This window comes from Streptomyces sp. NPDC058279, from assembly GCF_042881255.1.
In the GTDB taxonomy this organism is placed as follows: domain Bacteria; phylum Actinomycetota; class Actinomycetes; order Streptomycetales; family Streptomycetaceae; genus Streptomyces.
The window spans coordinates 151601-178167 of the sequence record NZ_JBHVYA010000009.1 but is presented as its reverse complement, the minus strand read 5'-3'; the positions used below and the strand labels follow the sequence as shown (position 1 = coordinate 178167).

Here is a 26567-nt window from a genome sequence, read left to right as displayed (position 1 = left end):
GGGTACCCGGGCTCGCTGCGCGTAGTCTGGGAGAAAGTCACTGCCGTCCGCGCATCCGTGAGGTATACGTGTCACCGCGCCACAACCGCCCCAGGGGCGGCGGGAATCCAGCCGACCGTTCGGGTACGGGGTCGGGGTCCGGGTCCGGTTCCGGTTCCGGGGGGTTGGACCGGTTCGGCCTCGAACAGACCGAGGAGTACCTCGGCGAGGAGTGGAAGGTCCGCCACGTGGCGGGCGCGAGCGCGGCGGGCAAGCGCTACCGCTGCCCCGGCTGTGACCAGGAGATCCCCTCCGGCACCCCGCACCTGGTGGCCTGGCCCGAGTACGGCGGCGTGGACGACCGCCGGCACTGGCACAAGGCGTGCTGGAACGCCAAGGACCGCCGCACCTCACGGGTGCAGCGGTCCAGGAACGCGCCGAAGTACTAGGGGTGTCTGACCGCCTGCCGCGTCGGGGGCCCGGGTCGCGTCATACGTCGCGGCGGCCGACCACCACGTAGGAGGCCGCCATCGCGGCGCCCGTCACCAGCAGCATCAGCGCCAGCTGCGTCAGATCGGCGGGCATCGTCTCGGGGGAACCGGACGGGCTCGTGGTGCCCGACGGCATCCCGAACAACTGCATCAGGGCGACCGGCGCGTTGTGCCGGAGCACCACCCGCCCCAGCGGCGCCGACGCCTCCCAGATGCTGAGCATCGCCCCCGCCACCGGCGGCAGCGTCACGACGCCGATCATGACGGCGATCGCCCCCGCCGAGTGCCGCACCAGGGCGCCGACGGCCAGCGCGAGCATCCCGAGCAGGGTGACGTAGAAACTTCCCGCGAGCGCGCCCATCCATTCGCCCGCCGTGTGGCTGCCCGCGGCGGGGCCGTTGTGGGCGATGGCCGCCGCCGTGCCGACCACGAAGACGGAACCGGCGGTGGCGAGGAAGGCGGTCAGGCCGAAGATCAGGTACTTGGCGGTGAGGACGCGGTGCCGGTCGGGCGCGGCGGTGAAAGTGGTGCGGACCAGGCCCGTGCCGTGCTCGGAGGTGATCGTGAGCACGCCGAGCACCATCACCGCGAGCTGCCCGACGAACATGCCGATCAGGGCCGGCGTGGTGAAGGGGATGTTCGCGTAGTCGCCCGAGGAGGTCTGCGCGATGAAGACCATGCCGATGCCGACGACCACCACCACGAGCGAGCCGAGCGTCCACAGGGTGGAGCGGACCGAGACGAGTTTGGTCCACTCGGAGGCCAGCGCGTGTCCCAGGTGGGGGCGCCGGCTCTCCAGCGGAGAGCTGTAGGCCGGGCTCGGCGGGCCGGTCCGGGGCTCGGCCGGGGACTCGGTACGGCGGTCGGTCTGCGCGCCGGTCATCGGGTGGCCTCCGGGTTGTTCCGGGCGGAGGCGGCGAGCTCGCCGGGCTCGGCGGGCATCAGGAACGCCCCGCCGCCCTCGCCGGGCGGCGGGGGTGCGAAGAAGCCCGTACGGGGGACTTCGGGGGCCTCCGGGCCCTCCTCCCAGTCCGGGAGGGCCAGCGGGTCCGGCTCCCACAGCTGCGCCCGGGGGTCCTCGGTGGAGGTGTACTCGACGGAGGACCGGGTCATCCGCATGTACGCCTCCTCCAGCGAGGCCCGGTGCGGGGACAGCTCCCACAGGCGCAGGCCGCCCGCGTGCGCCAGGTCGGAGATCCGGGGCAGCTCCAGGCCCGTCACGCGCAGTGCTCCGTCCGGTTCCTGGAGGACGCGGGCGCCGTCCCCGCGGAGGGTCTCGGCGAACGCGTCCCGGCCATCGGGGTCGGTGTCGGCCACGCGTACCCGAGCGAATCCGGCCGAATTGTGCGTGATGAACTCCTGGGTGCTCATGTCGGCGAGCAATCGGCCCCGCCCGATCACGATCAGGTGGTCGGCGGTCAGGGCCATCTCGCTCATGAGGTGCGAGGAGACGAAGACGGTGCGGCCCTCGGCGGCGAGCTGCCGCATCAGGTTGCGGACCCAGAGGATGCCCTCGGGGTCGAGACCGTTGACGGGTTCGTCGAACAGCAGCACCTGGGGGTCACCGAGCAAGGCGGTGGCGATGCCGAGCCGCTGGCCCATGCCGAGGGAGAAGCCCTTCGTGCGTTGGCGGGCGGCGTCCTGGAGGCCGACGACCGCCAGCACCTCGTCCACCCGCTTCTCCGGGAGGCCGGAGAGCTGGGCGATGGACAGCAGGTGGGTGCGCGCCCGACGGCCGCCGTGCATGGCCTTGGCGTCGAGCAGGGCGCCGACGTGCCGTTGCGCGTTCGGGAGCTCCCGGAAGGGGAGCCCGTTGATCGTCACATGACCGGCCGTGGGCCGGTCCAGCCCGAGGATCATGCGCATGGTGGTGGATTTCCCCGACCCGTTGGGTCCGAGGAATCCGGTGACGTGACCTGGCCTGACCTGGAAGGACAGCTGGTCGACGGCGGTCTTGGCGCCGAAGCGCTTGGTCAGGCCGACTGCCTCGATCATGGTTCTGCCCCTCGACAGGCCGGCGGGCCCGGGACGGCTCTCGCCCCTGTAAGGGTTAAGAGGATATCGAGTGGCCTACGGTTCCGTCCCGTCCCGGATCCCTGATCTCCCCCTGATCCCGACCCCGGCTTTTCCCGTACACCGGGGACCGGTCCGTTTCTCCGTCAGGCGTCCCGCTTCTTCAGCACCAGGTAGCCACCGAGTACGGCGGCCAGCGCCCACAGCACCATGATCCCGAAGCCGCCCCAGGGGCCGTAGGGCGCCGCATCGCGGCCCATGGCGTCGGGCACGACCCGCATGACCACCGAGCCGGCCCGGTCCGGGAGGTACTGGGCCACCTTCCGGGTCGCGTCGACGAATCCGAGGATGTTCGAGAAGATCAGGAAGAACGCGATCAAGAGGCAGATCGAGAGCGCCGAGCTGCGGAGCATCGTGGCCACGCCCATCGAGCACAGCGCGAGCACGGCCAGGTAGAGCCCGGCCCCGATCACGGCACGCAACACGTTCGGCTCGCCGATGCCGATGCTCCGGCCGCCCAGGATCGCCTGTCCCAGGAAGAAGGACAGGAAGCTGGTGGCCAGCCCCACGACCAGGGCCAGCCCCGTCGCGACCACGAGCTTGCCGAGGAGGAAGTCGGCCCGGCGCGGCACGGCGGCCAGCGAGGTGCGGATCATGCCCGAGCTGTACTCGGTGCCGATCACCAGGACGCCGAAGACGATCATGGCCAGTTGTCCGAGCTGCATCCCGGAGAAGCTGGCGAGCGTCGGGTCGAAGGTCAGCCGCTCTTCGGGCGGCATGTTGTCGAAGGTGGCGTTGATGACCGCGCACAGCCCGGCGCTGATGCCGACGGTGACCACCAGTACGGTCGCGAGGGTCCAGGTGGTGGAGGCGACCGTACGGATCTTCGTCCACTCGGACGAGAGGACTGCGGTGAAGGCCACGGTCACTCACCGCCCTTGCGGGTCGCGTCGAAACCGGCACCCCAGGCGGGGACCTCGGCCGGTCGCGCGGGGTTGTCGCTCGCCATGTCGGGAGCGGGCGCGGCGCCGGGCGAGTCCGGGGCGTGGGCGTGGTATTCGACGGATTCCGCCGTCATGCGCATGAACGCCTCTTCCAATGACGCCCGCTGCGGGCTGAGTTCGTGCAGCACGATCCGGTGCTGGGCGGCCAGTTCGCCGAGCCGCTCCGGCCCCACGCCGTCGATCTCCAGCGTGCCGGTGGCCGGAACGCTGACGGCGTCGATGCCGGCCTCGTGCAGGACGTCCTTGAGTCGTTCCTGCTGCGGCGAGCGCAGGCGCACGTAGCTGCGCGAGTTCTGATGGATGAAATCGGCCATCGACAGGTCCGCGAGCAGTCTGCCCTGCCCGATCACGATCAAATGGTCTGCCGTCAGCGCCATTTCACTCATCAAGTGCGAGGAAACGAAGATCGTCCGACCTTCCGACGCCAGCCTCTTCATCAGATTGCGGATCCAGTGAATTCCCTCCGGGTCCAGACCATTGACGGGCTCGTCGAACATCAAGATCTCCGGATCGCCGAGCAGGGCGGAGGCGATTCCCAGCCGCTGCCCCATGCCGAGCGAAAATCCTTTCGACTTCTTCTTCGCCACCGGCGTCAGCCCGACGAGATCGAGCACCTCCGACACCCGGCGCTCGGGGATACGGTTGGACTGGGCGAGGCAGAGGAGGTTGTTGTAGGCGCTGCGTCCACCGTGCATGGACTTCGCGTCCAGCAGCGCCCCGATGTGTTTCAGCGGTTCCCGCAGGTCCCGGTAGCGCTTTCCGTCGATCCGCACCGTGCCGCCGGTCGGATTGTCGAGGTCGAGCACCATGCGCATGGTCGTGGACTTGCCGGCTCCGTTGGGGCCCAGGAAGCCGGTCACCACTCCCGGTCTCACCTGGAAGCTGAGGTCGTCCACGGCGGTCTTGGCGCCGAATCGTTTGGTGAGGCCCACGAGCTCGATCATGCGGCCACGCTAGAACGCCCGAGGGCCCCACGCCACCTCGGAAGGTGGCCCGGGGCCCTCGTCGAGCACGTGCCGCGGCCCGGTCCTGCCGGCGAATATCGGGGGTGTACGCGCCGGACGCCGTGACCGGGGTTCAGCGGGTCTGCTGCGCCGGGACGCCGCGGGTGACCGGCTCGTCGTCGATCGGGGAACCGGCGGCGGCGACGGCGGCACCGGTCAGCGTCGCCAGCATCTCGCGGACGTTGGTCAGCTGGGCGTTGATGGAGTCGCGGCGGTTGGTGAGCGCGGCCAGCTCGCGCTCGGACTCGCTGCGGATCCGGTCGGCCTTGGCGTTGGCGTCGGCCACGATGTCCTCGGCCTGGCGCTGCGCGGTCTCCACCGTCTGGCGGGCGCGGCGCTCGGCGTCCGTGCGCAGCTTCTCGGCCTCCAGGCGCAGCTGCTCCGCGCGGTGCTCGATCTCCGCGAGCCGCTTCTCCGCCTTGGCCTGACGGGAGGCCAGGTCGCGCTCGGACTGCTCGCGGCGCTTGGCCAGGTTGGTCTCGAAGTCGGCGGCGGCCTGGGCGGCCTTGGCGCGGGTCTCCTCGAAGAGCGCGTCGGCTTCCTCGCGCTTGGAGGCGGCGTCCTTCTGGGCCTCGGCGCGCAGGGTCGACGCGTCGCCCTTGGCCTTCTCGACGATGCGGACGCCCTCGTCCTCCGCCTTCGCCTTGCGGTCCGCGGCGAACGACTCGGCGTCGTTGCGCACCTGCTGGGCGGCCGACTCGGCCAGCTCACGGTGCTGCTCGGCCGCGCGACGGGCCTCCTCGCGCAGGTCCTTCGCCTCTTCCTCGGCCAGGCGCAGGATCTTCTCGACCCGGGCGCCGAGACCCGCGTACGACGGCTCGGCGTCGCTCACCTGGGCCTGGGCGTTCTGCGTTTCGAGGTGCAGCTCCTCGATCCGCTTTTCCAGAGAGTTGATACGTCCAAGGGCGCTGTCGCGGTCGGAGACCAGCTTGGTGATGCGGTCGTCCACCTGACCACGGTCGTAACCACGCCGCACGAGCTCGAAGCCGAAGGGGGAGGAAGTGTCGCTCATGGGGTTCCTGTCGAATGAGACCGATGAGGTGCTACGTGAGGTGTTAGGGGAATCCTAGGCGCCCGAGCGGCGTGTCATCGAGTCAATCCAGGTTTGATCTGGACAATGACACCCCTTTTGAGTGGCAAGACGGCAGAATGCTTGTCACTCCTTCGGGTGAACCTTCATCAGGAGCACACATTCCTCCACGCGACTAGCCCTCTGACGACTTACCACCTGAACGAGTGGCACCCGCTGCCGCTCCGGCCTTCACGCCCCCCGCGCCCTGACCGCCGACCGCCGGCTTTCCGCCGCCCGAAGGCGCCTCGAATGATTCCAACGCCTCAAGAACGTCCTGGACACGGGAGATCTCCGCCTGAATGTCCTCCCGCCTGCGCACGAGGACTTCCAGCTCACGACGGCCCTCGTCGACGAGCCGCTCCGCCTCGGCCTTCGCCTCCGCGAGCGCCTGCTCCGCCCGGCGCGCCAGGTCGGCCTTCTTCTGCTCGGCCTCCTTGAGCAGCGCCTCCGCCTTGCGGACGGCGGCGATACGGACCTTGCTCGCCTCGCTGCTCGCGTCGGACAGCATCGCCTTGGCCTTCGCCTCGGCCTCCACGCTCTGTTCCGTCGCCGCGCGCACCAGCTTGTCCACGCGCTCACCGGCCGACTTCATCTGCTCGGCCGACTCGCGCCGGGCGCGCTCGTGCAGTTCCTCCACCTCGGACTCGACGCGGCCGCGCAGCTCCTCCGCCCGTTCCCTTATGGCGGCGGCGTCCGTACGCGCCCCGACGAGCAGCTCGTCCGCGTCCGTACGGGCCTTCTCCACCAGCGAGTTACCCTCGACGGTCGCCTCGGAGGCGATACGTGCCGCCTCCTTGCGGGCCGCGTCGACCATCGCGTCGGCCTGCTCCTCGGCGGCCGTCGTCGCCGCCAACGCCCGCTGCGCCGCGTCGGCGGTGAGCTTGTCGGCTTCCGCCGCCGCCTCGGTGATGAGCCGGTCCACCTGCTCCGCGGCCTCGGTGCGACGCTTGTTCGCCTCCTCGCGGGCCTCGTCGAGCAGCCGCTCCGACTCCGCGCGGGCCTCGGTGCGCACCCGCTCCGCCTCGGTCGCCGCCCGCGCCTTGACGCGCTCGGCCTCCGACCGGGTACGGGCCGCGTGCTCCTGCGCAGAGGACAGCGCCTCCGTGGCCTCGGCACGCAGTCGCTCGGCCTCGGCCGCGGCCTCGCCGACCGTGCGCTCGTTGTCCTTGCGGGTCTGCTCGGTGAGCTTGTCGGCTTCCGCCGCCGCCTCGGTGATGAGCCGGTCCACCTGCTCCGCGGCCTCGGTGCGACGCCTGCCCGCCTCCTCGCGGGCCTCGTCCAACAGCCGCTCGGATTCGCGCTCGGCGCTCGCCAGCGTCTCCGCCGCCGCGGCCGTGACCCGCTCGGCCTCCGCGGTGGCCTCGCCGATGACCCGGCCGCCTTCCGCGCGCGCCTCCTCCAACGTCCGCGCCGCGTCCGTACGCAGCCGCTCGGCCTCGGCCGCGGCCTCGCCGACCGTGGCCTCGTTGGCGGCGCGGGTCTCCTCGACCAGCCGGTCGCCCTCGGTGCGGGCGTCCACCAGGACGCGCGCCGCGTCCCGTTCGGCGGCGGCCAGGGTGTCGGCCGCCTGCGTGGTGAGCCGCTCGGCCTTCGCCGTCGCCCGGGCCAGCGCGGTCTCGTTGGCCGCGCGGGTCTCCTCGGTGAGCCGTTCCGCCTCGGAGATCGCCTCCGTGACCAGTCGGTCCGCCTGTTCCGCCGCCCCGGTACGCAGCCGGCCGGCCTCCACCCGCGCCTCGTCCAGCGTGCCCGCCGCCTCGGCGCGGATCCGCTCGGCCGCCTCCTCGGCGTCGGCGCGCAGCCGCTCCGCCTCCGCGGTCGCCTCGGTCACCGTCGCCGTGTTGGCCGCGAGGGTCTCCTCGGTGAGCCGCTCGGCCTCGGCCGTCGCCTCGGCGAGGATCCGGGCGCCTTCGGCGCGGGACGCCTCCAGGGACTCCGCCGCCTCGCCGCGGATCCGGTTCGCGTCGTCCCGGGCGTCCGCCCGGGTCCGGGCCGCGTCCCGCTCGGAGGCGGCCAGCGCGTCCGTCGCCTCCGTACGCACCCGCTGCGCGTACTCGGCGGTGTCGGCGCGCAACTGCTCGGCCTCGGCGATCGCCTCGGCCACCGTGCGTTCCGCCAGCGCCTTCGCCGCGTCCGTCTCCACCCGGGCCTCGCCGCGGACGCGGGCGGCGTCCTCCGCGGCCCGCTCCCGCTCCGCGTGCGCGTCGGCGCGGATCCGGTCGGCCTCGGCCTGCGACTCCGTCTTCGTGCGTTCCGCCGCGTGCTCGGCCGCGCTGCGCAGCCCGGCGATCTCCTCCTCGGCCTGCTCGTGCAGCCCGGCCACGGCGTCCCGGACCTGCTGCGCGGTGGTCTCCGCCGCCGCCACCAGCTCCGACGCGCGCCGCTCGGCCTCCTCGGTGAGCCGGGCCGCCTCGGCCTGCGCCTCCTCCGAGCGCTTGCGGGCCTGCGCCAGCAACTCCTCGCTCTGCTCGCGGGCCTGGGCCCGCTCGTTCTCGGCGTCGGTACGGGCCGACGTGAGGGTCTCCTCCGCCTCCCGGCGACGCCGGGCCGCTTCCTCCGCGGCGGCCGACAGCGCCTCCGCGGCCTCCTCGGAGACCCGCTCGGCGGCGGCCTTCGCCTCCGCGCGCAGCCGGTCGGCGGTCTCCTGCGCCTCGGTGCGCACCCGTTCCGCCTCGGCCTCGGCCTCGCCGCGCAGCCGTACCGCGACCTGCTCGGCCTCCGCCCGGACCCGGCCCGCGTCCTGCGCCGCCTCCGTGCGCAGCCGCTCGGCCTCCGCCTCCGACTGCGTCTGCAGGGTGCGGATGCGCTCCGCCGACTCGGCGCGCAGCCGGTCGGTCTCCTCCGTCGTCTCCCGGCGGATGTTCTCCGCCGCCGCCCGGGCGTCGCGCAGCGTCGACTCGGCCGTGGTCAGCCGGTTCTCCGCGTCCGAGTGCAGGCGGACCAGTTCCTCGTCGGCCTCCGCACGCTTCGCGGCGAGCGCCTGATCGGTCTCCTCGCGCCGGGCCAGGGCCGCGGCCTCCGCCTCGGCGCGTACGGCCTCGGCCCGCTCCTCGGCCTCCGCGCGCAGCCGTTCGACCTCCGCGCGGGTGCGCTCCAGGGTCTCCTCGGCCTGCTTGCGCAGCGTGCCGGCCCGCTCCACGGCCTCCGCGCGGACCCGCTCGCTCTCGGCGGCGGCCCCGCCGCGCAGTTCGTCCGCGTCCGCCTTGGCCTTGCCGAGCAGCGCCTCGGCGGTGCGGGCCGCCTCCTCGATCTGCTGGACCGCCTCGCGGCGGGCCTCGCCGCGGATCCGCTCGCCCTCGGCGACGGCCTCCGCGCGCAACTGCTCGGCCTCGCCGCGCAGCCGCCGGGCCTCCTCCTGGAGTTCGACCGTACGGGCCCGGTACTCCTCGGTGTCGTCCTTCGCGGCGCCCTTGAGCTCGTCGGCCGTGGCCGCGGCCTGGGCACGCAGCCGCTCGGCCTCCGCCTCGGCCTCGCGGCGGATCCGCTCGGCCTCCTCGGACGCGGCGCGGGTGGTGGCCCGCGCGTCTTCCGAGGCCTTGTCCAGCACTTCCTCGGCGGTCCGGGCCGCCTTCGCGAGCTGCGCCGCCATCTCCTCGGCGGCGGCCGTACGGGCCTGCGCGCCGGCCTCGGTACGCAGCCGCTCCGCCTCCGCGCGGGCATCGGCGAGGGCCTGCTCGGCCTCCGCCTTGAGGACCTCGGCCTCCTTGGACGCCTCGCCGACCAGCCGGGCGACCTGCTCCTTGGCGGTGCGGGTGCGCTGCTCGTTGACCGACTCCGCCGACGCGAGCTGTCGGGCGGCGCTCTCCTTGGCCTCCGCCAGCACCCTCTCGGCCTCGGCGCGCGCGGTGCGCAGCGCGTTGTCGGCCTCCTGGACCCGGGACTCGGCGACCCGACCCAGGTCGAGGGTCTGCTGCCGGGTCTGCTCGGCCTCGGCGCTGGTGCTCGTACGCAGCCGCTCGGCGTGCTCGGTGGCCTCCTGCGCCTGCGCGGAGGCGGCGGCCAGCAGCCGTTCGGCCTCCTTGCGGGCGCGCAGCAGCGTCGCCTCGGCCTCGGCGCGGGTGGTCTCGGCCTCGGCGGCGAGCCGGCGGGTGGCCTCGGCGGCGAGCCGGGCGGCCTCGGCGCGCGCGGCGTTCAGGGTCTGTTCGGCCTCGGCGCGGGACTCGTCCATGAGCCGGCGGGCCTGGGACTCGGTGCGGGCCCGCAGCTGTTCCGCCCAGGCGACGTTCTCGTTGACGTGCGCCTCGACCGTCTGGCGGCGCTCGTTGAGTTCCTGGTCCAGCCGTTGGCGCCGGTTGACGGCCTCGGCGTGCAGCTCGGCCTGGAGGCGCGCCTGGTGCTCGGCGTGCTCCTGGAGGATGCGCTGGGTCTGCGCCCGGGCATCGCGCAGTTCGCGCTCGGCGTCGGAGCGCATCTGGTCGGCCTGGATCTGGGCATTGCGGAGCAGTTGCTCCGCCTGGTAGCCCATGTCCGCACCGTCGTAGGCGGGGCGGGACGCGAGATTGCGGCGTACCTCATGGAGCTTGGCGCGCAGCACCTCGACCTGGTACCCCAGGTCTTCGGCGTGCTGGACGGCCTTCCCGCGCTCCTTCTTCAGCCGCTCCATCTCGGCCTCGAAGCGCGAGAGATGGTCGGCCTCGGCCTGATGGCTCTCCTGGCTTTCGTAGCCCCGCACAGCGCGGTCCCATCCGTCCCCTGGTCGCAAGCTCACTCCCAATTGAGCATCGCTCGCCCGCTGAACGACGCCCCCGGGGAATGGTGTCAGATACCGGGGCAGGGGTCACAGGCCCCGACCCCGTCTCCGCACCGAACCCCGGCCGAGCCATGGCCACTGTACCGGCCGGGGAAAGGGGCATTCAGTGGTCGGGGTTCGAGGTGACCAGTTCGGTGAGGACGCCGTGGCAGTCCTTGGGGTGCAGGAAGGTGATCCGGGAGCCCATGGAGCCGATGCGGGGCTCGTCGTAGAGGACGCGGACGCCCTTGCCGCGGATGGCCTCGGAGTCCCCGTCGACGTCGGCGGTGCCGAAGGCGATGTGGTGGACGCCCTCGCCGTTCTTGGCCAGCCACTTGCCGACCGCCGAGTCCTCGCGGGTGGGCTCCAGGAGCTGGAGGTAGGAGGCACCGCCGTCCGAGGTCTCGTTGATCTTGAGCATGGCCTCGCGCACCCCCTGCTCCTCGTTGACCTCGGTGTGGAACACCTCGAAGCCGTACGTGGCACGGTAGAACTCGACGGTCTTGTCGAGGTCGAAGCAGGCGATCCCGATGTGGTCGATTCTTGTCAGCATGGGAACAGTGCACAGCCGAGGAGGGTGGTCACGCAACGTGCCAGCGATCACACCGACAGCCCGGTGACGGGGCGGGTACCGCTCAGTACATTCGGGTAAACCCTCGTTCACTCCTCTCATCCAAGGGGCTGTGCCTCATGTCCGGAACGAACAACACCACGTCCGTGATCGTCGCCGGGGCCCGCACGCCCATGGGGCGTCTGCTCGGCTCGCTGAAGTCCTTCTCCGGCGCCGACCTCGGCGGCTTCGCCATCAAGTCCGCGCTGGACCGGGCCGGGATCTCGGGCGACCAGGTCCAGTACGTGATCATGGGCCAGGTGCTCCAGGCCGGCGCGGGCCAGATCCCCGCCCGCCAGGCCGCCGTCAAGGCCGGCATCCCCATGAACGTGCCCGCGCTCACGATCAACAAGGTGTGCCTCTCGGGCCTCGACGCCATCGCCCTCGCGGACCAGCTGATCCGCGCCGGGGAGTTCGACATCGTGGTCGCCGGCGGCCAGGAGTCGATGACCAACGCCCCGCACCTGCTGCCGAAGTCCCGCGAGGGCTTCAAGTACGGCGCCATCGAGATGCTCGACGCCATGGCCTACGACGGCCTCACCGACGCGTTCGAGAACATCGCGATGGGCGAGTCGACCGAGAAGCACAACACCCGCCTGGGCATCGAGCGCGCCCCGCAGGACGAGTTCGCCGCCGCCTCGCACCAGCGGGCCGCGGCCGCGCAGAAGAACGGCGTCTTCGAGGCCGAGATCACCCCGATCGAGATCCCGCAGCGCAAGGGCGACCCGGTGATCTTCGCGCACGACGAGGGCATCCGTCCCGAGACCACCACCGAGTCCCTCGGCAGGCTGCGTCCCGCCTTCGCCAAGGACGGCACGATCACCGCCGGCACCTCCTCGCAGATCAGCGACGGCGCCGCCGCCGTGGTCGTGATGAGCAAGGCCAAGGCCGAGGAGCTGGGCCTGGAGTGGATCGCCGAGATCGGCGCCCACGGCAACGTGGCCGGACCGGACAACTCGCTCCAGTCGCAGCCCTCGAACGCCATCCTGCACGCCCTCAAGAAGGAGGGCCTGGAGGTCTCCGACCTGGACCTGATCGAGATCAACGAGGCGTTCGCGGCGGTCGCCGTGCAGTCAATGAAGGACCTCGGCGTGACCCCGGAAAAGGTGAACGTCAACGGTGGCGCCATTGCCCTGGGGCACCCGATCGGCATGTCCGGCGCCCGTGTGGTGCTGCACCTGGCCCTGGAGCTCGCCCGGCGCGGCGGCGGGGTCGGCGCGGCAGCCCTGTGCGGCGGCGGTGGTCAGGGTGACGCCCTGATCGTCCGCGTGCCCGGCAACGGCACGAAGGCGTAGGTACCGCGAGGATGACGACGGTGGACGTCCCCACGCTCGTGGCCCAGGCCCGCGAAGGCCGCCCGAGGGCCGTGGCCCGGCTGATCTCCCTGGTCGAGGGGGCGTCCCCGCACCTGCGCGAGGTGATGGCCGCCCTGGCCCCGCTGACCGGCGGGGCGTACGTGGTGGGCCTGACGGGCTCCCCGGGCGTGGGGAAGTCCACGTCCACGTCGGCCCTGGTGTCGGCGTACCGCAAGGCCGGCAAGCGGGTCGGCGTGCTCGCCGTGGACCCGTCCTCGCCGTTCAGCGGGGGCGCGCTGCTCGGGGACCGGGTGCGCATGTCGGACCACGCCTCCGACCCGGGGGTCTACATCCGGTCCATGGCCACGCGCGGGCACCTGGGCGGTCTCGCCTGGGCGGCGCCGCAGGCGATCCGGGTGCTGGACGCGGCCGGCTGCGAGGTGATCCTGGTCGAGACGGTCGGGGTCGGGCAGTCGGAGGTGGAGATCGCCGCGCAGGCCGACACCTCGGTGGTGCTGCTGGCGCCGGGCATGGGCGACGGGATCCAGGCCGCGAAGGCGGGCATCCTGGAGATCGGCGACGTGTATGTGGTCAACAAGGCGGACCGGGACGGCGCCGACGCGACCGCCCGCGAGCTGAACCACATGCTCGGCCTCGGGGAATCCCGCGGGCCGGGCGACTGGCGGCCGCCGATCGTCAAGACGGTGGCCGCGCGCGGCCAGGGCATCGACGAGCTGGTCGAGGCGCTGGAGAAGCACCGGGCGTGGATGGACGAGTGCGGGGTGCTGGCCGAGCGCCGGACCGCCCGCGCCGCCCGCGAGGTGGAGACCATCGCGGTGACGGCCCTGCGGGCCCGGATGGCGGATCTGCACGGTGACGCGCACCTCGGGGCCCTCGCCGCCAAGGTCGCCGCCGGCGAGCTCGACCCGTACGCCGCCTCCGACGCCCTGCTGGCCACCCTCACCGAAGCGCAGGCGCCGGACCCGCTGCGCCCCTAAGCTGGCGGCGTCCGGAATGCCTGAAAGGCGCCCCGGCGGTTTCGGGGTGCCCCGCGAAGGGAGTGGCGTCATGGCCAAGCGCGGCAACAAGAAGCGGGCCCGCAAGAAGAAGAAGGCGAACCACGGCAAGCGTCCCAACGCCTGACCGAACGAGGAAGCCGCGCCCCCCGGGAAGGAGGCGCGGCTTCCGCGCGTTCGGCCGAGCGCTGCTAGCCGTTGCCGTTGTCGTCGCCCGAGTCCGCGGGCGCCGTGGTGACCTTGCCCGACGTGGGGTCGACGTGCACGCTCTTGGTGCTGCCGCCGCTCCCCTTGATCTGCACGCTCCAGTACCGGGCGCCGCCGTTGTCGCCGTCGTCCCAGTCGACGGTCGTGACCTTGCCCGGACTGGCGGCCAGGGCCGCCTTCATCGCCTGCTTGGCGTTGACCTTCGCGGCGATCAGCGGCGCGTACTCGTTGCCGTTGTTGTCGTTGTCGGAGTCGCGGGTCGTCGCCTTGCCGGCGCCGGTGACATCGACCTCGGCCTGCTTGCCGTTCTTGGCGACCACACTGACGTGCCACACGGAGCCGTCCTGGTCGAGGGACTCGACGACCCCGGGATAGTGCTTGAGGGCCGCGTCCACGGCGCTGTCGGCGGTCACGTCGGCGCGGGCGGCGACCGTGGTCACGGCTCGGGCCGCGTCGTCCGTCGCCGCGGCGGCCGCGGCGACGGGGCCGCCGGCCATGAGGGCGACGGCTGCGGCTGTGGAGATGATCACGTTGCGCTTCATCGGCAGAACCTCCTCGGGCCGGCCGCGGCGCCCGGGATTGCGCGGCGGGCGGCCGGCGGGCGTCACGGACCATTGTCCGGGCGCCCGCCGGATCCGGCGCGGGGAGCCCCTCAGCCCTTGCCGCGCTGGTCGCGCAGGTGGTCGGCCACCGGGCCCAGGGAGGCGCGCAGCGCCGCCAGGTCCTGCGGGCCGAGCAGGTCGATGAAGTGCTGTCGGACGGACGCCACGTGGTGCGGGGCCACCTTGCGCATGGTCTCCATGCCCTCGTCGGTGAGCACCGCGTACAGGCCGCGACGGTCGGACTCGCAGTTCACCCGGGTGACCAGGCCGGCCGCCTCCATTCGGGTGATCTGGTGGGAGAGCCGGCTCTTCGACTGGAGGGTGGCGGTCGCGAGGTCGCTCATCCGCATCCGGTGGTGCTCCGACTCCGAGAGGTTCACCAGGATCTCGTAGTCGTTGTTGGTGAGTCCGAAAGGCTGGAGATCCTTTTCCAGCTGGTGCATCAGCAGCCTGCTGACGTCCAGATGGGTGCGCCAGGCGCACTGCTCGGCTTCGGTCAGCCAGCGCGTGGCCGTCTCGGTCTCCATGGTCTCCATGATTGAACTCTACCTAAGAAGTTGAATTACGTACAAAAATAGGACGATCGTGGAAGACGGTCCCGGTCGGCTCCCGTCGGGAGGTGCCCCGGGGCCGTCACAGTCCGAGGCGCCGTTGCAGATCACCCAGCTGTCCGGGCATCCGTGGCACGCCCAATTGTCCCAGCGGTCCCTGGCCCGCGCCCGGTACCCCGTTGTTCTGGCCGGCGCCGGCGCCCGTGCCCACCGCCCCGACCGCCTGCTCCGCCATCAGCGTCTCCGAGGACTGCATCAGCACCGTCCCGGCCCCGACGAACTCGAACTGGTGCTCCTCGCCCGAGGAGCCCCCGATGCCCGTCAGCGAGCGCAGGCCCCCGATCACCCCGGACATGTACCGGTGGTCGTAGTGGTGGCACGGTGAGGGGCAGTCCGCCCAGCCCACCAGCGCCTGCGGGTCCACGCGCAGCGGCGGCTCCATGAACACCACCGGCCCGTTGGACGCCGCCACGAACTTCCCCGTCCCGATCAGGGTCAGGAAGCCGGGGACGATCGACTGCTTGAGCGCGAGGGTGGGCTGGAAGGCCAGCAGGTTCCCCGACCGGATCGTCAGGTTCCCGTCGTCCAGGTCGAAGGAGTTCACGTCGAACGCCCGGTCGGCCAGCAACATCTTGCCCTGGCCCTCGGCCACCACCCAGTCGCTCGCGTGCAGGGGCGAGTGGAAGCTCGTGCGCAGCAGCCGGTCGAAGCGGCCGTTGCCGACGCCGGTGAACTCGATGCTCCCGTAGTAGGAGATCATCTTGCCCTTCTGCAGGAACCACTGGCTCCCCTTGAGCTCCACGCAGAAGGTGTACGCGTTCACGTTGTCGTCGGAGGGCAGGGTGTACGGGTCGTGGACCGTTGGACCGCCGGGGCCACCGGTCACGGGGCCGAAGCTCACAGTTTCTCCTCCGAAGCCTGTACGTATACCGCGCCCTGGCCGGACAGCTCCAGCTGGAACGCCTCGCCCGAACCGCGTCCGACCATGTCCCGCCAGCCGAGCGCCGTGGACAGCTTGTTGCGCACGTCCCCGTGGTGGGCGACGTACGCCTGCGGGTCCACGTGGACCGGCCGCTGGGGCGTGATGGGCAGTTCGATGACTCCGCCGTGGGCCATCACGGCGACCGAGCCGTGGCCCTTGAGGGTGGTGGTGAACAGGCCCTGCCCGGTGACCTGGCCGCGCACCATGCCCATGACCCCGCCCTGCGAGCCCATGAACATGGTGCCCTGCTGGAGGGTCCCGTCGAAGGCGAGCAGTCGGTCGGCCTCCACGTAAAGGGTCTCGCCGGACAGGTTGATCACCTGGATGTGGTGGCCGCCGTGGCCGAACATCACGGTGCCGCTGCCCTCGACCGTCATCAGGGGGGTCTGCTCGTTCGCCACCCGGCGCCCGATCATGCCCATGACCCCGCCCTGACCACCGGTCACGCTCGGGGTGAAGGACACCTCACCGCGGTAGGCGAGCATCGCCCCGCGCTGGCTGTACATCGTCTGCCCCGGCACGACCTGCGCCTCGACCATCTTCGAGTTGATCTCGCGGAACGGCATCAGAGGTCGCCCCCGATGGTGTTGCGCTCGCTGGGCTGCACGTAGACCAGGCCCTCGCCCTCGAAGCGGATCTGGAAGGACTCGCCCGAGCCCTCGCCGATCAGGGTCCGGAAGTTGATCCCCGACTGGAACGACTGCCGCAGGTCGCCGGTGTGGGCGATGTACGCCCCCGGGTCCACGGAGAGGGGGTACTGGCCGCTGACGCGCAGCACCACCGCCGGGCCGTCCGACATGATCGCGGCCTGGCCGGAGCCCTCGACGGTGGTGGTGAACAGGCCGTTGCCCGTCGCCCCGCCGCGCAGGCCGGTAAAGGTGGTGCCGGTGCGCAGCCCGGCGTCGGTGCACAGCAGGTTGCTGGCCTCGACGTGCAGTTTCTCGCCGCGCAGGTTGACGAGGTTGATCTCGCTCGCGCGGTCGGCGAAGAAGCAGGTGCCGTGCCCCTGGACCTCCATCACCGTCATCTGTTCGCCGGTCAGCCGGCGGGTCACCATGCCGCGCAACCCTTCACCGCCGCCGGTCATCTTCTTGAAGGCCATCTGGCCGTCGTACGCGACCATGGAGCCGTTCTTCGCTTTCACGGCGTCCCCGGTCAGGTCGACGGCGAGCACCTTGCTGCCTTGGAGTCGGAACTGAGCCACGGGGAGACGTTATCCGTAGCGGGCCTGGCGGAACAGGGCGCCCGGACCGATATGCGCCACACCTCCGGGGCGGCCGGGGGCCCGGTCAAGATCTCCGCGACCGGCTGAGACACTGGTTCGGACCATGGCCTCGACCCCCCGAAGGTTCCTCGTGGACATCAAGACCGCCTCCGCCCTCCACCGGCTGCGCCTCGTCTCCGTACCGGAGGCGCTGTCGTTCCCGGCCCTGCTGATCTTCGGCTCGCTGCTCAGCCGGATCTCGGACATCAACCTGGTGATGCCGCTCGGCGCCCTGCACGGCATCCTCTTCCTCCTGTACCTGGTCTTCCTGCTGGACGTCTGGAACCGGGCCAAGTGGCCGAGGAAGAAGGTCGCGCTGTTCTTCCTGCTGGCCCTGGTGCCCTTCGGCGGTCTCTACGGCGACCGGGTGCTCAAGCGCGACGAGGCCCGAAGCGTGATCGCGGCCCGTGCCCGCGAGGCGGCGAAGGCATGATCGTCGCGTTCTCGGTGACGCCGCTGGGCGTGGGGGAGGAGGTCGGCGAGTACGTCGCCGACGCGGTCCGCGTCGTACGGGAATCCGGGCTGCCGAACCGCACCGACGCGATGTTCACCACCGTCGAGGGGGAGTGGGACGAGGTGATGGACGTGGTCAAGCGGGCGGTCGCGGCCGTCGAGGCGCGTGCGCCCCGGGTCTCCTTCATCCTGAAGGCAGATGTCCGCCCCGGCGTCACCGACGGCATGACCTCGAAGGTGGAGACGGTCGAACGGCACCTCGCCGGAGGCTGATCCCGCCTCCGGCCCCTGCCCGTACCGAACGCCCCCGACCACCGGCCGGGGGCGTTCGCATGCCCTCGGGGCCGCCGCCCCCGCATCCCCGTACGGCCCCGAGCCGGCCGACCGGGCCGAACCGCCCTGTCGGCGGGGCCCCGTTCGACACGGCGCGAGGCCGACGTCGCGACACCTCCGCAGCCGATCAGGTCGGGTCGCCTCCGGTCAGGGCGATGGCCAGGGGGGTGCGTTCGTAGAGCACCTGCCGGCCGTGGCGGGCCGCGATCAGCAGGCCCGCCGCCCGCAGGGTCCCGAGGTGCGCCGAGACGGTGGAGGGCGCCAAGGACAGCCGGGCGGCGAGGGCCGTCGTCGAGGCGGGTTCGGTGAGGGCGCACAGGATGTCGGCCCGCGCCCGGCCGAGCAGGGCGGCCAGGGGGCGCGGCGTGACCTCCGTGGGGGAGGTCCACAGCGCGCCGATCCCCCGGGCGGGGTAGACGAGCGTCGGCTGCCACGGCGGGTCGTAGCCGCCGATCACCTCCGGCCAGACGAACGCGCTCGGCATCAGCAGCAGGCCCTGCCCGTCCAGCCGGCGTTCGTGGTGCCCGGCGCGCTCGACGGTGAGGGTGTCGTCCGCCCAGCTCAGGTCGGGGTGCAGCCCGTCGAACAGCGCCTCCAGGCCGCCCGCCGCCAGCCGCCGCGAGTGGAAGAGGATGTCGGCCTCCAACAGGGCCCGCAGGCGCGGCCAATGGGGGGCGATCAGCGCCTCCCAGGCCCGCTCGTGCAGGTCGGCCAACTCCGCCACGGCCCGCGCGGGATCCTCCAGCATCCGCCGCCCGAGCTCGCTGTCCAGGGCGCCCGGGGTGCAGGCGAGGGAACGCCGCAGTTCTTCGCCCGCCGCCTCGGGGTCGGTGGCGCGGACCCGGGCCAACTCCTCGCCGATGGTGACCGAGGGGCCGAGCGGCGGCGGACTGAGGAAGTCCGGATGGTGTCCCTTGCGGGGCATCAGCAGCCACAGCGGCCGTAGGTCCAACGCGTCCGCCGCCGCCCGGATCCGCCGCAGCCAGGGCAGGTGGTACGCCTGGCGGCGCGCGTCGCGCAGCACCCGCACCGCCTCCTGCGTCTCCCAGCGGGGGGACAGCGAGAACCGGCAGCGCAGCAGGTCCACGGGGTCGAAGCGGAAGCGGTAGGCCATCCGCCCAGTGTCCCGGTTCCCCGCCCGGGACCTCCCAGGGATTCGGACGGGGCCGAATCCCTGTCCGCGCGGGCCCCCTTCGACCAGGGTCCCCGGTATGGCTTCCGTCGACCAGAACACCGCCACCGGCTACCGCTCCGTCCTCGCGGGCGGGGAGTTCCGCGCCGTCTTCGCCGCGCACCTGATGTCCGTACTCGGCCTCGTCGTCGCCGAGATCTCGCTGACCGTCCTCGTCTACCGCGTCACCGGCTCCCCGTTGCTGAGCGCGCTCACCTTCGCGCTCGGCTTCCTGCCCTACGTCCTCGGCGGCACCCTGCTCGCCGGGATCGCCGACCGCCACCCCGCCCGGCGGGTGCTCGTCACCTGCGACCTCGTCTGCGCGGCCTGCGCGGCGGCCATGGTCCTGCCGGGGACCCCGGTCGCGGGACTGCTCGTCCTGCGCTGCGCCATGGCCTTCGTCGCACCGCTGTTCCAGGGCACCCGCAACGCCTCCCTCGCCGATGTCCTCGGCCCCGGCGAGGCGTTCGTCCTCGGCCGCTCGCTGCTGCGCATGGTGGCGCAGAGCGCGCAGCTCGTCGGCTTCGGGCTCGGCGGGCTCCTGCTCACCGTGCTCGCCCCGCGCGGGGCGCTCGCCCTCACCGCCGCCGGACTGCTGGCCTCCGCGCTGCTGCTGCGCTTCGGCACCGCGGACCGGCCCGCCCGCACGGGTGCCGGCACCTCCCGCGGCACGCCGCTCGCCGGACTCGGCGCCGTCTTCGCGGACCGGCGCAGGCGGGTGCTGATCCTGCTGTTCTGGCTGCCGCCGGTCTTCGTCGTCGTGCCCGAGGCGCTGCTCGCCCCCTACGCCGACGGCATCGGCGCCTCCACGGCGCTGCTCGGGCTGATGCTGTGCGCGCTGCCGGTCGGCACCATCGCCGGTGAACTGTGGGCGGGCTCCGCGCTCACCGCCCGAACGCGTTCGCGGATCGTGGCGCCGCTCGCCTCCGTCGGGATGCTGCCGCTGCTCGGGTACGCGCTGCGGCCGGGCGTGGTGGGCGTCCTGGTCGCGCTGCTGTCGGCCGGGCTGGCGCACGCGTACACCCTCGGCCTCGACCGGATGTACCTCGACGCGGTCCCCGAGGAGCTGCGCGGCCGGGCGATGACCCTCCTCAGCACCGGGCTGATGACCCTTCAGGGCGTGGGCATGGCGCTGGCCGGGGTCGCCGCCGAGTTCTGGCCGGTGCACGTCGTCGTGACCGGCTCGGGCGTGCTCGGCACGGCCGTCGTCCTGCTGCTCCTCGCCCGGTTGCGGGCGACGACGGAACCCGTGGCGGCCGAAGCGTGAGACGGGGCTGACCGTCAAATGACCGCCCGGTAGGGTCTGCCGGGTGTCCAAGCCGCTCAGCCTTCCCTTCGACCCCATCGCCCGCGCCGACGAACTGTGGCAGCAGCGCTGGGGGCCGGTGCCCTCGATGGCCGCCATCACCTCGATCATGCGGGCGCACCAGATCCTGCTCGGCGAGGTCGACGCCACGGTGAAGCCGTACGGATTGACCTTCGCCCGCTACGAGGCGCTGGTGCTGCTCACCTTCTCGCAGGCCGGAGAGCTGCCGATGTCGAAGATCGGCGAGCGGCTGATGGTCCACCCGACCTCGGTGACCAACACCGTCGACCGCCTGGTGCGCTCGGGGCTGGTGGACAAGCGCCCCAACCCGAACGACGGTCGCGGCACGCTCGCGTCCATCACGGACAAGGGGCGCGAGGTCGTCGAGGCCGCCACCCGGGACCTGATGGAGATCGACTTCGGGCTCGGCGCGTACGACGCCGAGGAGTGCGCCGAGATCTTCGCGCTGCTGCGCCCGCTGCGGGTGGCGGCCGGGGACTTCGACGAGAAGTGACGCCGGGCGGGGTGCGCGGCGTCACAGCGCCGGCGCCGGGCCCCCGTCAAGATCGCGCATTTCGGACGGCTAGTCTCGATGGCATGAAAAAGAGCGTGCTGACCCGGTACCGGGTGATGGCCTTCGCCACCGCCGTCATGCTGCTGGTGCTCTGCACCTGCATGATCTTCAAGTACGGATTCGACAAGGGCGCGGACCTGACCCTGGTGGTCTCCCAGATCCACGGCGTGCTCTTCATGATCTATCTGGTCTTCGCCTTCGACCTGAGCTCCAAGGCGAAGTGGCCCTTCGGCAAGATGATCTGGGTGCTGGCGAGCGGCACGATCCCGCTGGCCGCGTTCTTCGTCGAGCGCAAGGTCCGCGCGGAGATCGAGCCGCTGGTCACCGACGGTCTGGCCGCCGCCCGCGCCTAGCGCCCCGGCAGGCTCCGCCCGGCGTTCGGCTCGCGCCGCGCCTGATCCATCCGCCCCCGGGAGGACTCCCGGGGGTTTGCCATCGACATTTACTAGGACGTCCTAGTAAATTCATGGGTATGGACGCTGACGCCATCGAGGAGGGCCGCCGTCGCTGGCAGGCCCGGTATGACAAGGCCCGCAAGCGCGAGGCCGATTTCACGACGCTCTCCGGAGATGACGTCGACCCCGTCTACGGGCCCCGGCCCGGCGACACGTACGAGGGATTCGAGCGCATCGGCTGGCCGGGGGAGTACCCCTTCACCCGGGGTCTGCACGCCACCGGCTACCGGGGCCGCACCTGGACCATCCGGCAGTTCGCCGGGTTCGGGAACGCCGAGCAGACCAACGAGCGCTACAAGATGATCCTGGCCGCCGGCGGTGGCGGGCTCTCCGTCGCCTTCGACATGCCCACCCTGATGGGACGCGACTCCGACGACCCCCGCGCGCTCGGCGAGGTCGGCCACTGCGGGGTCGCCATAGACTCCGCCGCCGACATGGAGGTCCTGTTCAGGGACATCCCGCTGGGCGACGTCACCACCTCCATGACCATCAGCGGGCCGGCCGTGCCCGCGTTCTGCATGTACCTGGTCGCCGCCGAGCGGCAGGGCGTCGACCCCGCCGTGCTCAACGGCACGCTCCAGACCGACATCTTCAAGGAGTACATCGCCCAGAAGGAGTGGCTCTTCGAACCGGAGCCGCACCTCCGCCTCATCGGCGACCTCATGGAGTACTGCGCGAACGGCATCCCGGCCTACAAGCCGCTGTCCGTGTCCGGCTACCACATCCGCGAGGCCGGGGCGACGGCCGCGCAGGAACTGGCGTACACCCTCGCCGACGGCTTCGGGTACGTGGAGCTGGGACTCTCCCGCGGGCTCGACGTGGACCACTTCGCGTCCGGGCTCTCCTTCTTCTTCGACGCGCACCTCGACTTCTTCGAGGAGATCGCCAAGTTCCGGGCCGCCCGCCGGATCTGGGCCCGCTGGATGAAGGAGGTGTACGGGGCGAAGTCCGACAAGACGATGTGGCTGCGCTTCCACACCCAGACCGCCGGTGTCTCCCTCACCGCCCAGCAGCCGTACAACAACGTCGTCCGGACCGCCGTCGAAGCCCTCGCGGCCGTCCTCGGCGGTACCAACTCGCTGCACACCAACGCCCTCGACGAGACCCTCGCGCTGCCGAGCGAGCAGGCCGCCGAGATCGCCCTGCGCACGCAGCAGGTGCTGATGGAGGAGACCGGCGTCGCCAACGTGGCCGACCCGCTGGGCGGTTCCTGGTACGTCGAGCAGCTCACCGACCGCATCGAGGCCGACGCGGAGAAGATCTTCGAGCAGATCCGCGAGCGCGGGCTGCGCGCCCACCCGGACGGGCAGCACCCGATCGGGCCGATCACCTCCGGCATCCTGCGCGGCATCGAGGACGGCTGGTTCACCGGCGAGATCGCCGAGTCGGCCTTCCGCTACCAGCGCTCGCTGGAGAAGGGCGACAAGCGGGTCGTCGGCGTCAACGTCCACCACGGCTCGGTCACCGGCGACCTGGAGATCCTGCGGGTCAGCCACGAGGTCGAGCGCGAGCAGGTCCGCGTCCTCGCCGAACGCAAGGCCCACCGCGACGACGCCAAGGTGACCGAGGCGCTGACGCGGATGCTGGACGCCGCCCGAGACGGCTCGAACATGATCCCGGCGATGCTCGACGCGGTGCGCGCCGAGGCAACGCTGGGCGAGATCTGCAACGCGCTGCGGGACGAGTGGGGCACCTACACCGAGCCGCCGGGCTTCTGAGACGAGCGGGCCCGGCCCGGGCCCGCTCGTAAAGGTGTGGAACGGCCGGTCGTGATCGCCCTACGGTGGCGGACATGACCGGCCTTCCTGTTCCCGTACGGGGTGTCAGCGCGCGCGTGGTGATGAACAAGGGCGGCTGCGGGGGGTATTACGCGTACCTCCGGGCCGACTTCGAGCCGCCCGGCCCCGACGGCCGGACGGAGGTGCTGAACGTGGTTCCGGAGAAACGGCTGCCCGCGGAGTTCCTCCCGGCAGTCCGGGCGGGCATCGAGCTGGGGCTGGACGGGGTCGCGGCGGCGGTGCTGCTCACGGACGGCGGCGTGTACGAGGCGGACGCCTGGGACATCGGCTACCGGACGGCCGGTGCGGAAGCGGCCCGGGGTGCCCTCGTCGCGGCCGGCCTGCGGCCCGCCGCGGAGGCGGACGCCCTGCGCTGGGCGACCTGGCCCGGCCGGCGGCGGCCCTGGCCCGGCCACAACCCCCGGTCGCAGGAGCTGTCCGAGCGGATCCGCCGGGCGGGGCCCCGCTGAGGCAAACGGCGGGGCGGTCAGTCGCCGGACGGGCCCCGGAGGCCGTGCATCAGGAGGGCGGTGAAGGTGGCCACCCACAGCTCGTCCACCGGTTCGCAGCTCACCAGCGCCCGGTGCACCACCGTGCCCGCGATCACGTCGAAGATCAGGTCGGTGGTGTGCCCGGTGAGGGACTCGTCCTCCTCGTACGGGAGTTCCCCGCGGGCCTGCGCGCGTTCGCGGCCCAGTACGACGAGACGTTTCTGCCGATCGACGATCGCGGACCGGATGCGATCGCGCAGCGCCGCGTCCCGGGTGGACTCGGCGACGACCGCCATCAGGGCCGTACGTGCCTCCGGCCGTCGCAGCAGCTGCGCGAACTGGAGCACCACGTACTCGATGTCGGCTTCCAGCGAGCCCCGGTCGGGGAGTTCGAGCGCGTCGAAGAGTTCCGCGACCGCGTCCACCACCAGTTCGTTCTTGCCCGCCCAGCGCCGGTAGAGGGTGGTCTTGGCGACCCCGGCCCGGGCCGAGACGTCCCCCATCGTCAGCTTCGACCAGCCCAGCTCCACCAGCGCCTCCCGGGTCGCCGCCAGGATCGCGGCGTCCGCCGCCGCGCTGCGGGGGCGGCCGGTGCGACCGGGCGGGGGGCTGGTGCCGGGGCTGGGGTTGCGCATGGCCGAGACCATACCCGCCAGTAGCGGAACGGCCGGGCCCCCTGACGCTGTGGTTCAGATCACGACCCCCGGACGGTCGACAGGGCGTGGCGGGGAGTTACGCTACGGCTCGTAGCGTAAGAGCGACAACCACGCGAAGCTACAGGCGCCAGGTGGGGACCCGGCGCCGCACGACGGAACACCGGCGCGGGAATTTCCGGGCCGGCTTGTCCGATCCTTTTCGTCGGCGCGCGCACACGGGGGAGGATGTACGCATGCAGCCCAGAAACATGTCCATGAGCGGCGTCGTCGACCTCGCCGCGGTGAAGGCGGCCGCCGACGCCAAGGCGAAGGCCGAGCAGGCGCGCGCCGAGGCGGCCCGGCAGGGCGGCGGCGGGTCCGCCGCGTCCGCCGGCGCCGTACCGCCGTCCGCACTCGTCATCGACGTAGACGAGGCCGCCTTCGACAGCACCGTCATCAGTCTCTCCGACCAGGTACCGGTCGTCCTCGACTTCTGGGCCGAGTGGTGCGAGCCGTGCAAGCAGCTCGGCCCGCTGCTGGAGCGGCTGACCGTCGAGGCGAACGGCCGGCTCGTGCTGGCGAAGATCGACGTCGACGCCAACCAGACGCTGATGCAGCAGTTCGGCATCCAGGGCATCCCGGCGGTCTTCGCCGTGGTGGCCGGTCAGGTCCTGCCGCTGTTCCAGGGCGCCGCCCCGGAACAGGAGATCCGCGCGACGCTGGCCCAGCTGGTCCAGGTCGCCGAGGAGCGCTTCGGGCTGATCGGCCTCCAGGTCGACCCGGCCGCCGAGGGCGCCCCGGCCGCGACCGCGGCGTCCGCCGGTCCCGTCGCCGGTCCGTACGACGCGCTGCTGGAGGCGGCCGTCGTGGCGCTGGACGCCGGTGACCTCGCCGGAGCGGTGCAGGCGTACAAGAACGTACTGGTCGACGACCCGGGCAACACCGAGGCGAAGCTGGGTCTGGCCCAGGCCGAACTGCTCTCCCGGGTGCAGCACATGAACCCGCAGGCGGTGCGCGCGGCGGCGGCCGAGAACCCGAAGGACCCGCAGGCGCAGATCGCCGCCGCGGACCTCGACCTGGTCGGCGGTCACGTGGAGGACGCCTTCGCGCGACTGGTCGACACCGTGCGCGTCACGTTCGGTGACGACCGGGACGCCGTGCGCGTGCGGCTGCTGGAGCTGTTCGAGGTGATCGGGGCGGACGACCCGCGGGTCTCGGCGGCCCGCACGGCGCTGGCCCGGGTGCTCTTCTAGGCCGGTCCGGACGGCCTTGTCGTGGGTGGCGTCAGGTCCGGGCGCCACCGACGATTTGTTGACACGGAGATAAACAGCGACCGCGCTTTGCCAAAACTTGGCAATCGCGGCTGCTGTTACTCCCAGTAAATCGAACCCCGTGTTCTGTCCGGTTGGTTCCGCTTCCTCCTCATTGTCGTGGCCCTGGGTAACACCCTGTGTTGCCGCCCGACGACGGCGCGACCCACTGTGGTTATCCAGCCGTTACCCGCCAGTAACGAACCCCCTTGTGTACCGGCCTGGAATGGACCACGATCGGCGACGCTCGGTCCTTCCCGCAGAACCGCTCATCCGGAGCCGCGGTGAGGGTCCCCACCGAGCCGGCCGGTGGCAGTGGCACCGGCCGTGGGACAGGGGGGTCTTCGCCGCACCGGCGGAGCCTGTCCTCCTGGTTGCGCGAACGCGTGGCCCAGTGGTTGTCGCTCGGGGGTGAACGCCGGTGTACGCGACGCGGCTCCGCCGCGGCGGGGCCGCCTGCGCTCCTTCCCGAGGACGTAGCACTTCTCCCATCCCAGGACGGGCACGGCCCGGACCGGAGATGTACGTCCGAGAAGGAGGAACAAGATGAGTTCTCAGGTTCGTGGCGGGACCAGATGGAAGCGCTTCGCGCTCGTCATGGTGCCGAGCATCGCGGCCACGGCCGCGGTCGGTGTCGGTCTGGCGCAGGGTGCCCTCGCGGCGTCCTTCAGCGTCTCCGGCCAGGACTTCAAGGTCTCGGCCGACAAGCTGGACGGTGACGACCTGCTGCAGTACGGCAGCGTCGCCAAGGGCAAGGGTCTCGACGGCAAGGACGCGGCGCACCCGGTCACCATCTCCGGGTTCCGTCACGCCGAGATCACCAACATGTGCCAGTCGCTGGTCACGCCGATCCCCGGGCTCGGCGCCATCACGATGAAGCTCCAGACCGGCAACAAGGGCAAGCCGGCGGTCGCGGAGAACATCTACCTGGATGTCGCCGAACTCGACACCGACGCCACGTTCACCAACCTTGACATCGGTGTCGCGGTTGACGCGGCGGCCGACAAGGACCACCCCACCGCGCCGCAGGCCGGCACGGTGGCCAACGGTGCCCTGTTCTCGCAGCGCGCCAAGAAGGCCGTGCTGACGAACGTGCGCCAGAAGGCGTGGGCGACGACGGCGGGCACCTTCACGCTGCCCGACCTGAAGCTGCGTCTGCTCAGCGGCGACCAGCCGTGCTACCAGGACGAGAAGTAGCCACTCCTGGCCGGTGACCGGTAGAGGCGGGCGGTGGCGGCCGTCGCC

27 protein-coding genes are annotated in these 26567 nt (G+C 71.9%); 13 read left to right on the top strand and 14 right to left on the bottom strand.

Annotated features, from left to right (window positions below; translation table 11 throughout):
• Positions 1 to 68 precede the first annotated feature (68 nt).
• A complete protein-coding gene (locus ACFVXJ_RS19295) occupies positions 69 to 428 on the top strand; it encodes an ATP/GTP-binding protein (protein WP_389663080.1) in 360 nt (119 codons plus the stop codon).
• Between the two features lie 40 nt (positions 429 to 468).
• Here ACFVXJ_RS19295 and ACFVXJ_RS19290 read toward each other — a convergent pair whose 3' ends face one another.
• The 7 genes from ACFVXJ_RS19290 to mce form a co-directional block, all read right to left on the bottom strand.
• Positions 469 to 1353, bottom strand: a complete 885-nt coding sequence (locus tag ACFVXJ_RS19290) for an ABC transporter permease (protein WP_389663078.1) — start codon at positions 1351 to 1353, stop codon at positions 469 to 471.
• Positions 1350 to 2465 (bottom strand): ABC transporter ATP-binding protein, encoded by a 1116-nt coding sequence (locus tag ACFVXJ_RS19285; protein WP_389663076.1) that lies wholly within the window; start codon positions 2463 to 2465, stop codon positions 1350 to 1352. The genes ACFVXJ_RS19290 and ACFVXJ_RS19285 overlap by 4 nt, the downstream gene beginning before the upstream one ends.
• Before the next feature lie 164 nt (positions 2466 to 2629).
• Positions 2630 to 3412: an ABC transporter permease gene (locus ACFVXJ_RS19280; RefSeq protein WP_389663074.1), complete on the bottom strand. Its 783-nt coding sequence runs from the start codon at positions 3410 to 3412 to the stop codon at positions 2630 to 2632.
• Positions 3409 to 4431, bottom strand: coding sequence for an ABC transporter ATP-binding protein (locus ACFVXJ_RS19275; protein ID WP_389663072.1), 1023 nt, complete (start codon positions 4429 to 4431; stop codon positions 3409 to 3411). The genes ACFVXJ_RS19280 and ACFVXJ_RS19275 overlap by 4 nt, the downstream gene beginning before the upstream one ends.
• Before the next feature lie 133 nt (positions 4432 to 4564).
• Positions 4565 to 5503 carry a cellulose-binding protein gene (locus ACFVXJ_RS19270; RefSeq protein WP_136215138.1) on the bottom strand — a complete coding sequence of 313 codons (939 nt, stop codon included), beginning with the start codon at positions 5501 to 5503 and terminating at the stop codon, positions 4565 to 4567.
• A gap of 193 nt (positions 5504 to 5696) precedes the next feature.
• Positions 5697 to 10232: a polarized growth protein Scy gene (scy, locus tag ACFVXJ_RS19265; protein WP_389663070.1), complete on the bottom strand. Its 4536-nt coding sequence runs from the start codon at positions 10230 to 10232 to the stop codon at positions 5697 to 5699.
• Positions 10233 to 10413: 181 nt separating this feature from the next.
• A complete protein-coding gene (gene mce / locus ACFVXJ_RS19260; protein ID WP_389663069.1) occupies positions 10414 to 10842 on the bottom strand; it encodes a methylmalonyl-CoA epimerase in 429 nt (142 codons plus the stop codon).
• Positions 10843 to 10979: 137 nt separating this feature from the next.
• On the opposite strand from mce, the gene ACFVXJ_RS19255 reads away from it, so the two are divergent.
• The 3 genes from ACFVXJ_RS19255 to ACFVXJ_RS19245 all read left to right on the top strand — a co-directional run bounded on the left by ACFVXJ_RS19255 (position 10980) and on the right by ACFVXJ_RS19245 (position 13337).
• Positions 10980 to 12194: an acetyl-CoA C-acetyltransferase gene (locus tag ACFVXJ_RS19255; protein ID WP_389663067.1), complete on the top strand. Its 1215-nt coding sequence runs from the start codon at positions 10980 to 10982 to the stop codon at positions 12192 to 12194.
• A gap of 11 nt (positions 12195 to 12205) precedes the next feature.
• Positions 12206 to 13192, top strand: coding sequence for a methylmalonyl Co-A mutase-associated GTPase MeaB (meaB, locus tag ACFVXJ_RS19250; RefSeq protein ID WP_389663066.1), 987 nt, complete (start codon positions 12206 to 12208; stop codon positions 13190 to 13192).
• Positions 13193 to 13262: 70 nt separating this feature from the next.
• Complete coding sequence (locus tag ACFVXJ_RS19245) at positions 13263 to 13337, top strand: 50S ribosomal protein bL37 (protein WP_099895366.1); 75 nt, start codon at positions 13263 to 13265, stop codon at positions 13335 to 13337.
• Between the two features lie 64 nt (positions 13338 to 13401).
• Here the strand turns inward: ACFVXJ_RS19245 and ACFVXJ_RS19240 are convergent, their stop codons facing one another.
• The 5 genes from ACFVXJ_RS19240 to ACFVXJ_RS19220 all read right to left on the bottom strand — a co-directional run bounded on the left by ACFVXJ_RS19240 (position 13402) and on the right by ACFVXJ_RS19220 (position 16756).
• Positions 13402 to 13959, bottom strand: a complete 558-nt coding sequence (locus ACFVXJ_RS19240; RefSeq protein ID WP_389663064.1) for a PepSY domain-containing protein — start codon at positions 13957 to 13959, stop codon at positions 13402 to 13404.
• A 110-nt stretch (positions 13960 to 14069) separates the two neighbouring features.
• On the bottom strand, positions 14070 to 14546 hold the full coding sequence (locus tag ACFVXJ_RS19235; RefSeq protein WP_389663254.1) for a MarR family winged helix-turn-helix transcriptional regulator: 477 nt from the start codon (positions 14544 to 14546) through the stop codon (positions 14070 to 14072).
• Between the two features lie 106 nt (positions 14547 to 14652).
• Positions 14653 to 15456, bottom strand: a complete 804-nt coding sequence (locus ACFVXJ_RS19230; RefSeq protein ID WP_389663252.1) for an AIM24 family protein — start codon at positions 15454 to 15456, stop codon at positions 14653 to 14655.
• Between the two features lie 11 nt (positions 15457 to 15467).
• Positions 15468 to 16118, bottom strand: a complete 651-nt coding sequence (locus tag ACFVXJ_RS19225; protein WP_361309304.1) for an AIM24 family protein — start codon at positions 16116 to 16118, stop codon at positions 15468 to 15470.
• Positions 16118 to 16756 (bottom strand): AIM24 family protein, encoded by a 639-nt coding sequence (locus tag ACFVXJ_RS19220; protein ID WP_389663062.1) that lies wholly within the window; start codon positions 16754 to 16756, stop codon positions 16118 to 16120. The genes ACFVXJ_RS19225 and ACFVXJ_RS19220 overlap by 1 nt, the downstream gene beginning before the upstream one ends.
• A gap of 151 nt (positions 16757 to 16907) precedes the next feature.
• On the opposite strand from ACFVXJ_RS19220, the gene ACFVXJ_RS19215 reads away from it, so the two are divergent.
• Both ACFVXJ_RS19215 and ACFVXJ_RS19210 read left to right on the top strand, forming a co-directional pair.
• Positions 16908 to 17249, top strand: coding sequence for a DUF3817 domain-containing protein (locus ACFVXJ_RS19215; protein ID WP_389663251.1), 342 nt, complete (start codon positions 16908 to 16910; stop codon positions 17247 to 17249).
• Positions 17246 to 17542, top strand: coding sequence for an MTH1187 family thiamine-binding protein (locus tag ACFVXJ_RS19210; RefSeq protein ID WP_361309296.1), 297 nt, complete (start codon positions 17246 to 17248; stop codon positions 17540 to 17542). The genes ACFVXJ_RS19215 and ACFVXJ_RS19210 overlap by 4 nt, the downstream gene beginning before the upstream one ends.
• A 187-nt stretch (positions 17543 to 17729) precedes the next feature.
• Here ACFVXJ_RS19210 and ACFVXJ_RS19205 read toward each other — a convergent pair whose 3' ends face one another.
• The gene (locus tag ACFVXJ_RS19205; RefSeq protein ID WP_389663060.1) at positions 17730 to 18716 is read right to left on the bottom strand and encodes a DUF5937 family protein; all 987 of its coding nucleotides are present in this window, start codon (positions 18714 to 18716) and stop codon (positions 17730 to 17732) included.
• Between the two features lie 97 nt (positions 18717 to 18813).
• Between ACFVXJ_RS19205 and ACFVXJ_RS19200 the strand changes: the two genes are divergently transcribed.
• The 5 genes from ACFVXJ_RS19200 (at position 18814) to ACFVXJ_RS19180 (ending at position 23356) form a co-directional block, all read left to right on the top strand.
• A complete protein-coding gene (locus tag ACFVXJ_RS19200; protein WP_389663058.1) occupies positions 18814 to 20040 on the top strand; it encodes an MFS transporter in 1227 nt (408 codons plus the stop codon).
• A gap of 43 nt (positions 20041 to 20083) precedes the next feature.
• Positions 20084 to 20593, top strand: coding sequence for a MarR family transcriptional regulator (locus tag ACFVXJ_RS19195; protein ID WP_361309289.1), 510 nt, complete (start codon positions 20084 to 20086; stop codon positions 20591 to 20593).
• 83 nt (positions 20594 to 20676) lie between these two features.
• Positions 20677 to 21006, top strand: a complete 330-nt coding sequence (locus tag ACFVXJ_RS19190; protein ID WP_389663055.1) for a DUF3817 domain-containing protein — start codon at positions 20677 to 20679, stop codon at positions 21004 to 21006.
• 119 nt (positions 21007 to 21125) lie between these two features.
• Positions 21126 to 22826, top strand: a complete 1701-nt coding sequence (locus ACFVXJ_RS19185; protein WP_389663054.1) for a methylmalonyl-CoA mutase — start codon at positions 21126 to 21128, stop codon at positions 22824 to 22826.
• Positions 22827 to 22900: 74 nt separating this feature from the next.
• Positions 22901 to 23356, top strand: a complete 456-nt coding sequence (locus ACFVXJ_RS19180; RefSeq protein WP_389663052.1) for a hypothetical protein — start codon at positions 22901 to 22903, stop codon at positions 23354 to 23356.
• A gap of 17 nt (positions 23357 to 23373) precedes the next feature.
• Here the strand turns inward: ACFVXJ_RS19180 and ACFVXJ_RS19175 are convergent, their stop codons facing one another.
• The gene (locus tag ACFVXJ_RS19175; RefSeq protein WP_361309280.1) at positions 23374 to 24012 is read right to left on the bottom strand and encodes a TetR/AcrR family transcriptional regulator; all 639 of its coding nucleotides are present in this window, start codon (positions 24010 to 24012) and stop codon (positions 23374 to 23376) included.
• A gap of 254 nt (positions 24013 to 24266) precedes the next feature.
• On the opposite strand from ACFVXJ_RS19175, the gene ACFVXJ_RS19170 reads away from it, so the two are divergent.
• Positions 24267 to 25265, top strand: coding sequence for a tetratricopeptide repeat protein (locus tag ACFVXJ_RS19170; protein ID WP_389663049.1), 999 nt, complete (start codon positions 24267 to 24269; stop codon positions 25263 to 25265).
• A 603-nt stretch (positions 25266 to 25868) separates the two neighbouring features.
• Positions 25869 to 26519, top strand: a complete 651-nt coding sequence (locus ACFVXJ_RS19165; protein ID WP_190183474.1) for a DUF6230 family protein — start codon at positions 25869 to 25871, stop codon at positions 26517 to 26519.
• Positions 26520 to 26567 lie beyond the last annotated feature (48 nt).

What these genes read in the sequence shown, in the direction of transcription:
- ACFVXJ_RS19180 (WP_389663052.1), top strand. Translation starts at nt 22,901, where the DNA reads ATGACCGGCCTTCCTGTTCCCGTACGGGGTGTCAGCGCGCGCGTGGTG.
- ACFVXJ_RS19240 (WP_389663064.1), bottom strand. Translation starts at nt 13,959, where the DNA reads ATGAAGCGCAACGTGATCATCTCCACAGCCGCAGCCGTCGCCCTCATG.
- ACFVXJ_RS19255 (WP_389663067.1), top strand. Translation starts at nt 10,980, where the DNA reads ATGTCCGGAACGAACAACACCACGTCCGTGATCGTCGCCGGGGCCCGC.
- ACFVXJ_RS19210 (WP_361309296.1), top strand. Translation starts at nt 17,246, where the DNA reads ATGATCGTCGCGTTCTCGGTGACGCCGCTGGGCGTGGGGGAGGAGGTC.
- mce (WP_389663069.1), bottom strand. Translation starts at nt 10,842, where the DNA reads ATGCTGACAAGAATCGACCACATCGGGATCGCCTGCTTCGACCTCGAC.
- ACFVXJ_RS19200 (WP_389663058.1), top strand. Translation starts at nt 18,814, where the DNA reads ATGGCTTCCGTCGACCAGAACACCGCCACCGGCTACCGCTCCGTCCTC.
- ACFVXJ_RS19225 (WP_361309304.1), bottom strand. Translation starts at nt 16,118, where the DNA reads ATGCCGTTCCGCGAGATCAACTCGAAGATGGTCGAGGCGCAGGTCGTG.
- ACFVXJ_RS19270 (WP_136215138.1), bottom strand. Translation starts at nt 5,503, where the DNA reads ATGAGCGACACTTCCTCCCCCTTCGGCTTCGAGCTCGTGCGGCGTGGT.
- ACFVXJ_RS19275 (WP_389663072.1), bottom strand. Translation starts at nt 4,431, where the DNA reads ATGATCGAGCTCGTGGGCCTCACCAAACGATTCGGCGCCAAGACCGCC.
- ACFVXJ_RS19205 (WP_389663060.1), bottom strand. Translation starts at nt 18,716, where the DNA reads ATGGCCTACCGCTTCCGCTTCGACCCCGTGGACCTGCTGCGCTGCCGG.
- ACFVXJ_RS19235 (WP_389663254.1), bottom strand. Translation starts at nt 14,546, where the DNA reads ATGGAGACCGAGACGGCCACGCGCTGGCTGACCGAAGCCGAGCAGTGC.
- ACFVXJ_RS19190 (WP_389663055.1), top strand. Translation starts at nt 20,677, where the DNA reads ATGAAAAAGAGCGTGCTGACCCGGTACCGGGTGATGGCCTTCGCCACC.
- ACFVXJ_RS19170 (WP_389663049.1), top strand. Translation starts at nt 24,267, where the DNA reads ATGCAGCCCAGAAACATGTCCATGAGCGGCGTCGTCGACCTCGCCGCG.
- ACFVXJ_RS19285 (WP_389663076.1), bottom strand. Translation starts at nt 2,465, where the DNA reads ATGATCGAGGCAGTCGGCCTGACCAAGCGCTTCGGCGCCAAGACCGCC.
- ACFVXJ_RS19185 (WP_389663054.1), top strand. Translation starts at nt 21,126, where the DNA reads ATGGACGCTGACGCCATCGAGGAGGGCCGCCGTCGCTGGCAGGCCCGG.
- ACFVXJ_RS19290 (WP_389663078.1), bottom strand. Translation starts at nt 1,353, where the DNA reads ATGACCGGCGCGCAGACCGACCGCCGTACCGAGTCCCCGGCCGAGCCC.
- ACFVXJ_RS19165 (WP_190183474.1), top strand. Translation starts at nt 25,869, where the DNA reads ATGAGTTCTCAGGTTCGTGGCGGGACCAGATGGAAGCGCTTCGCGCTC.
- ACFVXJ_RS19175 (WP_361309280.1), bottom strand. Translation starts at nt 24,012, where the DNA reads ATGCGCAACCCCAGCCCCGGCACCAGCCCCCCGCCCGGTCGCACCGGC.
- meaB (WP_389663066.1), top strand. Translation starts at nt 12,206, where the DNA reads ATGACGACGGTGGACGTCCCCACGCTCGTGGCCCAGGCCCGCGAAGGC.